Here is a 5973-nt window from a genome sequence, read left to right on the forward strand (position 1 = left end):
TACCGGTACTAATGACCCGTGAGGCTTAACCTTACAACGCCAGAGGCGTTTTGGGTTGAGAGACAGAAGAATTTTCAGCCTTGTTTACCGGATAACGCCGTGCGGCCCGAGAGGGCGGTGCGGCAGACAGAATCTGCCTGGCGGCTGTAGCGCGGTGGTCCCACCTGACCCCATGCCGAACTCAGAAGTGAAACGCCGTAGCGCCGATGGTAGTGTGGGGTCTCCCCATGCGAGAGTAGGGAACTGCCAGGCATCAATCAGGTGAAGAAGCCCCGTACGGAAGTACGGGGCTTTTTTACGTCCGTCGTCCGGGGAGGGCGTGGCCTGCCGGACCTCTGCGGGCTTCAGGGCAGAGCTCTGTTGCTGCCTGCCGGTCTCCTCCCTGGTCCGTTTACCTTGCCTCTGCATGTAAAAGGAAAGAATATGTCGTCAGCGGCCCTTTCCTGTCTATGCCTTTTAGCCCATGCTTTGCATCAGTCTCTCCTGTAAATAGCTAAACAGGCTGTGATCAAACCGCGCTGTTTAAACGTGCGGTTGGCAAAACGCCCTGGATGAAACGGATGCCCACCTCTACAAAGTTCTGCTGATACTTCACAATTGTTCCGCCTGTGTTTTTAGCTGCTTTAAACAACTCACATTCCATCAGCTTCCCCTGTCGTCATGCCCGCGACGGGATTTCTTTCTACCCGGAGTGGCTGATATGCAGCGAAAAACGTCTTCGCACGCAAATTCCCTCTCAATCCGTTCATGATGCGGTAAACTACGGCCAGATTAACCCCGTGAAGGCCTTATCATGTCCAGCTCGTATACCTCCTTAAAAGCCGACAATACGCTCGGTCTTGATGTCAGCACACAAATTCGTATTGTCGCCGAAACGCCTGAAGCCATACTTGCGGCATGGCAGATGAGCCAGCGTAACCAGCAGCCCTTTTTGATCCTGGGTGAAGGCAGCAATGTACTGTTTCTTGAGGACTTCGCGGGCATTGTGGTGCTCAACCGCATCGCTGGAGTTGAAATACGCGACGAGAATGAGCGCTGGAAGCTGCATGTTGGCGCGGGTGAAAACTGGCATCAACTGGTAAAAATGACGCTGGAAAAAGGGATTTCCGGACTAGAGAACCTGGCACTTATTCCCGGTATGGTCGGCTCTGCACCCATCCAGAATATCGGCGCCTATGGCGTTGAACTGAAAGATGTCTGTGAATATGTAGATGTGCTGAATTTGCAAACCGGCGTCACTGAGCGTTTAAGCCGTGACGATTGCCAGTTTGGCTATCGCGACAGCATTTTTAAACATCAGTACCAGTCGGGCTATACGATTGTTGCCGTCGGGTTTGCATTAACCAAACAGTGGCAACCGGTGCTGACGTATGGCGATTTAAAGACGCTTAATCCGGCGACTGCGAATGCCTGGGATGTGTTTCATGCCGTTTGCCATATGCGACAGAGCAAATTACCTGACCCCAAAATAACAGGCAATGTTGGCAGTTTTTTTAAAAATCCAGTGATTAGCCGCCAGCAGGCTGAAGTATTGCTTAATCACTATCCTGCGATGCCAAATTATCCCCAACCAGAGGGTACGGTAAAACTTGCCGCAGGCTGGTTAATCGATCAGTGTCAGCTTAAAGGCTGTCGCGTTGGCGGCGCGGAAGTTCATCAGCAGCAGGCATTAGTGCTGATTAATGCCGCCGATGCCACGCCAGGCGATATCGTTGCGCTGGCCAAAAAGGTGCGCGCACGCGTAGGTGAGAAATTTGATGTGTGGCTTGAGCCTGAGGTCCGTTTTATCCGGGCACAAGGTGAATGCAATGCGGTTGAGGTGATTGCATGAAAGACCACAGCGTACCGCTAAAGCTTATTGATATCCTGTCAGATGGCGAATTTCATTCTGGTGAGCAATTAGGTGAAACGCTCGGCATGAGCCGCGCAGCAATTAATAAACATATTCAGACGTTAAAAAGCTGGGGCCTTGAAGTGTATACGGTTACCGGGAAAGGCTACAGCTTCCCTGCACCGCTTCAGTTGCTCAATGAAGAGGCGATTCTTGGTCAGCTTTCTCAGCCTGATGTCGCCGTGATACCGGTTATCGATTCGACGAACCAGTATTTACTTGAGCGTATGGATTCACTGCCTTCAGGTGCCGTTTGTGTGGCGGAATATCAGCAAGCGGGACGCGGACGACGCGGGCGGCATTGGTTTTCTCCCTTCGGTGCTAATCTTTATATGTCTATGTACTGGCGTCTGGAGCAAGGGCCTGCTGCAGCGATGGGGCTCAGCCTGGTGATTGGTATAGTGATGGCAGAGACGCTTCAGTCATTAGGTGCGGAGGATGTTCGCGTAAAATGGCCGAATGATATTTACCTCCATGACAGAAAATTAGCAGGCATCTTAGTGGAGTTAACCGGTAAAACCGGCGATGCTGCGCAGATCGTAATGGGAGCGGGCATCAATTTAGCGATGCGAAATGCCGACGCGGCGCAAATCAATCAGGGCTGGATTAATCTGCAGGAAGCGGGCGTAACGCTTGATCGTAATGACCTGGCTGCAACGTTAATCAATCGCCTGCGTGAGGCACTACCTGTTTTTGAACAGGAAGGTCTGGCACCTTTTGTCGCACGCTGGGCAGGCTTAGACAACTTTATCAACCGTCCGGTCAGGTTACTGATGGGCGAGCGGGAAGTTCACGGCATTGCACGCGGCATTGATAATCAGGGTGGTTTGCTGCTGGAACAAGAGGGCGAAATTAAATCCTGGATGGGTGGGGAAATATCGCTGCGTCCCCTTTAAAAGTCTGTAAAGCCTGCTTTTAAGGCAGGCTTTATTGTCGTAACTTATTTTCTCAGGCGGACTTTTTCAACCGCATGATTACCACTTTTGGTCATAATCAAGCTGGCTCTTTCACGCGTAGGAAGAATATTTTCTTTCAGGTTCAGCCAGTTGATCTCTTTCCACAGTGATCCCGCGATCTTGATAGCCTCATCTTCAGGTAACTGTGCATAATGATGAAAATAAGAGTCAGGATCGGTGAAAGCGCCCTGGCGAAATTTCAGAAAGCGATTGATATACCAGTGCTGTAAAAGATCTTCTTCCGCATCGACATAGATAGAAAAATCGACAAAATCAGAAACAAATACGTGGTGCGGATCGTGGGGATAATCCATTCCACTTTGAAGAACGTTTAAGCCTTCCAGAATTAAAATATCGGGTTGTTGCACCACTTTATCCCCATCCGGAATAACGTCATAAATGAGATGGGAATAAACGGGCGCCGTCACCTGCTGGGCGCCAGACTTAAGGTCTGACACAAACTTAACTAACCGATGCATATCATAAGATTGAGGAAACCCTTTTTTCTTCATGAGACCGCGCTCTTTTAGTACCGAGTTCGGATGAAGGAAGCCATCAGTCGTAATTAACTCAACCTTACGGTGCTCAGGCCAGCGGCTGAGAAGCGCCTGTAAAACGCGGGCAGTCGTACTTTTCCCTACCGCAACGCTACCAGCAATACTGATAATGTAAGGGATCTTTTGCCCGTCTGTGCCCAGAAATTGTTCCAGCACAGCCTGGCGACGCACATTCGAACTTATATAGAAATTCAGCAAGCGTGAGAGCGGCAGATAGATTTCCGCCACCTCTTCAATAGAAAGGTCTTCGTTTATCCCTTTTAACTGAGCAATTTCATCCTCTGCCAGCGTCATGGGAACGGAGTCGCGTAATGACGCCCATTGTTCACGGGTGAACTGTAAATAAGGCGTGGTGAGTGATGTCGTTTTATCCATAAGTATACATTTGACTGCAGATTCAAACCAATCTGTACATTTTCACCGAAGATTACTCGGGCACGGTAGCGTAATGAATTGCGGGTCACAGAGTTATTAACGAGAACAATGGGCTGGAGGGTACCACCAGTATAGCTTTTAAAAGAAGTAAAAAATAAACGGGGATAAGCTTTCGTCGGCGCCTCCGCAATTTTAACAAATCCTTGATCAAGAGGCTTGATCTCTGTAATTACAGCATGCGATGTGACAGGTAAATCTTTAGCCCGGTGGGTAGCACTGATCAGGGCACGTGAACGGGCCTCCGCTCATTATCGTATGGTTCACTTAGCCAGCAGCCGGTTAACGAGCGGGTCTTTCATGATCGCGCGTGCAACGAATCCGTGGCTGTCTGTTACTTTATGCCGGACGTTAAGCCGCAAATAAGGTGCGTGTCAGGCGCGTCACTGTTTTGGGGCGTGCTTTCATTCCCCAGATCATTTGTCTGAACATCCACACCGCACTTTATTGCCTTCAGAGACCAGTCTGCCCCAGGCACGGATACCTTCTGTACTCTCTTTCCCGTGACGAATAACCCTTACCACGACCCTTTCTCTGCCCTCGCATGGCGTGTGCATCAAATACCGTTGCTGCCAACATAAGGCCGCCACAGGCTTTGTGGTGTGCTTAAGCTGTCTGAGGGCCGAAGGAGAGAAGAAGCGCTTCAATCCGCCTGACCGGGTTTCTATGCAGGTTGAACCGGGAGGCACAGCGCGTTCTGACAACAGAAGGGACAAACATAATGACTTTCGGCGGCGTTCCAGTTGGTCGCAGCCGTCATCGGTGCGGACAGGGTGGAATCTGCACATCAAGCATCGGGCCGTTCTCATGTGTCATGTGACTTCTCTGTTGTACGTAGGCAGTACCTGTTCATATGCAACCTCGCTCATCTTCACCGCGTCGACATCAATACACATGCACTCGCGCGCCTGTCAGGCCAGTAACCGAACAGAGCAGCGCTGTCGGCCACAGAAAGCATACAAGCAATGCCTGATTCACGCGTATTGAAAGCGGTATTGTGCCAGTGTCCATTCCCACCTCTTTAGGTGCCAGTACGTTTTCTCTGCAACCCTGTCAACTTAACATCACTCATCGCTTACCCTGTGGTGACGTTTTTGCACAAACAAACCGATATCCACAAACAAAAACCGGCTGTCGATGGAAAATACCGGGCAATAAATAAGCAATCGAGACGAATTTTGCAGGATCAGCAAAAAAAGGGGGCGTGAAAAAAGCCATCCACCAAAGAATGAAATCGTGAAGACCAAATCCAGGGACAGAAGATGACGCGAAAATTTGACCAATAATTGGATGTTATTTCTGCAGAATAGGGGTAAATTGCGATGCTTTGCACAAATAGTAAGCGATAGAACAAAAACAGTGATTTTTTTGTTGCATCCTTCAGCCGACCTTCCTAGAATGCGCGTCACTTGATGCCGGCTTAGCTCAGTTGGTAGAGCAACTGACTTGTAATCAGTAGGTCACCAGTTCGATTCCGGTAGCCGGCACCATCAAGTAGGTGGGATTCCCGAGCGGCCAAAGGGAGCAGACTGTAAATCTGCCGTCACAGACTTCGAAGGTTCGAATCCTTCTCCCACCACCATTTCGACCCTCGGGTTGAGAACAGATAAACAACCTGTTTATCTGGCAGGTGAGTCACTTCTTCTCACCCTGAATTCAGATTGGGTGTAAGCTCAGTCAAAGTCAGCCAGCTTCGCTGGCAGGCTAAGAATAATAGGGGACTTCCCCTGTTATTCACAAGCTACAGAAAGAACAGGTAGCCGAGTTCCAGGATGCGGGCATCGTATAATGGCTATTACCTCAGCCTTCCAAGCTGATGATGCGGGTTCGATTCCCGCTGCCCGCTCCAGATGTGCTGATATGGCTCAGTTGGTAGAGCGCACCCTTGGTAAGGGTGAGGTCCCCAGTTCGACTCTGGGTATCAGCACCACTTCCTTTATCTCCCTCCTGATTTTCTCTGTAACTCCTTGCAGTCAGGCAATGCCTGGTTAATGTGACGATATCTTTGATATATCCGTGTCTTAGAGGGACAAGCGATGGCTAAAGAGCAATTTCAACGTAACAAACTGCACGTAAACGTGGGCACCATCGGTCACGTTGACCACGGTAAAACCACCCTGACTGCAGCAATCACCAC

At 49.9% G+C, this 5973-nt stretch carries 5 protein-coding genes, 4 tRNA genes and 1 rRNA gene; 8 read left to right on the top strand and 2 right to left on the bottom strand.

The annotated features are described in order from the left end of the window. The first annotated feature begins 136 nt into the window (after positions 1-136). Positions 137-252 (top strand): 5S ribosomal RNA (gene rrf / locus C7433_RS23400). Positions 253-508: 256 nt separating this feature from the next. On the opposite strand, the gene C7433_RS24060 is transcribed toward rrf, so the two are convergent. Beyond that, positions 509-643 carry a hypothetical protein gene (locus C7433_RS24060; RefSeq protein ID WP_255421336.1) on the bottom strand — a complete coding sequence of 45 codons (135 nt, stop codon included), beginning with the start codon at positions 641-643 and terminating at the stop codon, positions 509-511. Between the two features lie 150 nt (positions 644-793). On the opposite strand from C7433_RS24060, the gene murB reads away from it, so the two are divergent. Both murB and birA read left to right on the top strand, forming a co-directional pair. Next, the gene (murB, locus tag C7433_RS23405; protein ID WP_006121489.1) at positions 794-1831 is read left to right on the top strand and encodes a UDP-N-acetylmuramate dehydrogenase; all 1038 of its coding nucleotides are present in this window, start codon (positions 794-796) and stop codon (positions 1829-1831) included. Further along, the gene (birA, locus tag C7433_RS23410) at positions 1828-2787 is read left to right on the top strand and encodes a bifunctional biotin--[acetyl-CoA-carboxylase] ligase/biotin operon repressor BirA (RefSeq protein WP_006121490.1); all 960 of its coding nucleotides are present in this window, start codon (positions 1828-1830) and stop codon (positions 2785-2787) included. Before murB ends, birA begins: the two co-directional genes overlap by 4 nt. Positions 2788-2831: 44 nt before the next feature. Here the strand turns inward: birA and coaA are convergent, their stop codons facing one another. Next, positions 2832-3779, bottom strand: a complete 948-nt coding sequence (gene coaA, locus C7433_RS23415) for a type I pantothenate kinase (protein WP_006121491.1) — start codon at positions 3777-3779, stop codon at positions 2832-2834. A 1471-nt stretch (positions 3780-5250) separates the two neighbouring features. Here coaA and C7433_RS23420 point away from each other — a divergent pair. The 5 genes from C7433_RS23420 to C7433_RS23440 all read left to right on the top strand — a co-directional run. After that, a tRNA-Thr gene (locus C7433_RS23420) sits at positions 5251-5326 on the top strand. Between the two features lie 7 nt (positions 5327-5333). Further along, positions 5334-5418, top strand: a tRNA-Tyr gene (locus C7433_RS23425). Between the two features lie 192 nt (positions 5419-5610). After that, positions 5611-5685, top strand: a tRNA-Gly gene (locus tag C7433_RS23430). A 5-nt stretch (positions 5686-5690) separates the two neighbouring features. Next, positions 5691-5766: transfer RNA gene (locus C7433_RS23435), tRNA-Thr, on the top strand. 106 nt (positions 5767-5872) lie between these two features. Further along, the coding region (locus C7433_RS23440; RefSeq protein WP_233255802.1) for a GTP-binding protein at positions 5873-5973 on the top strand (101 nt) is incomplete at its 3' end.

Source organism: Pantoea sp. PNA 03-3 (assembly GCF_003201175.1).
Lineage (GTDB): Bacteria > Pseudomonadota > Gammaproteobacteria > Enterobacterales > Enterobacteriaceae > Pantoea > Pantoea stewartii.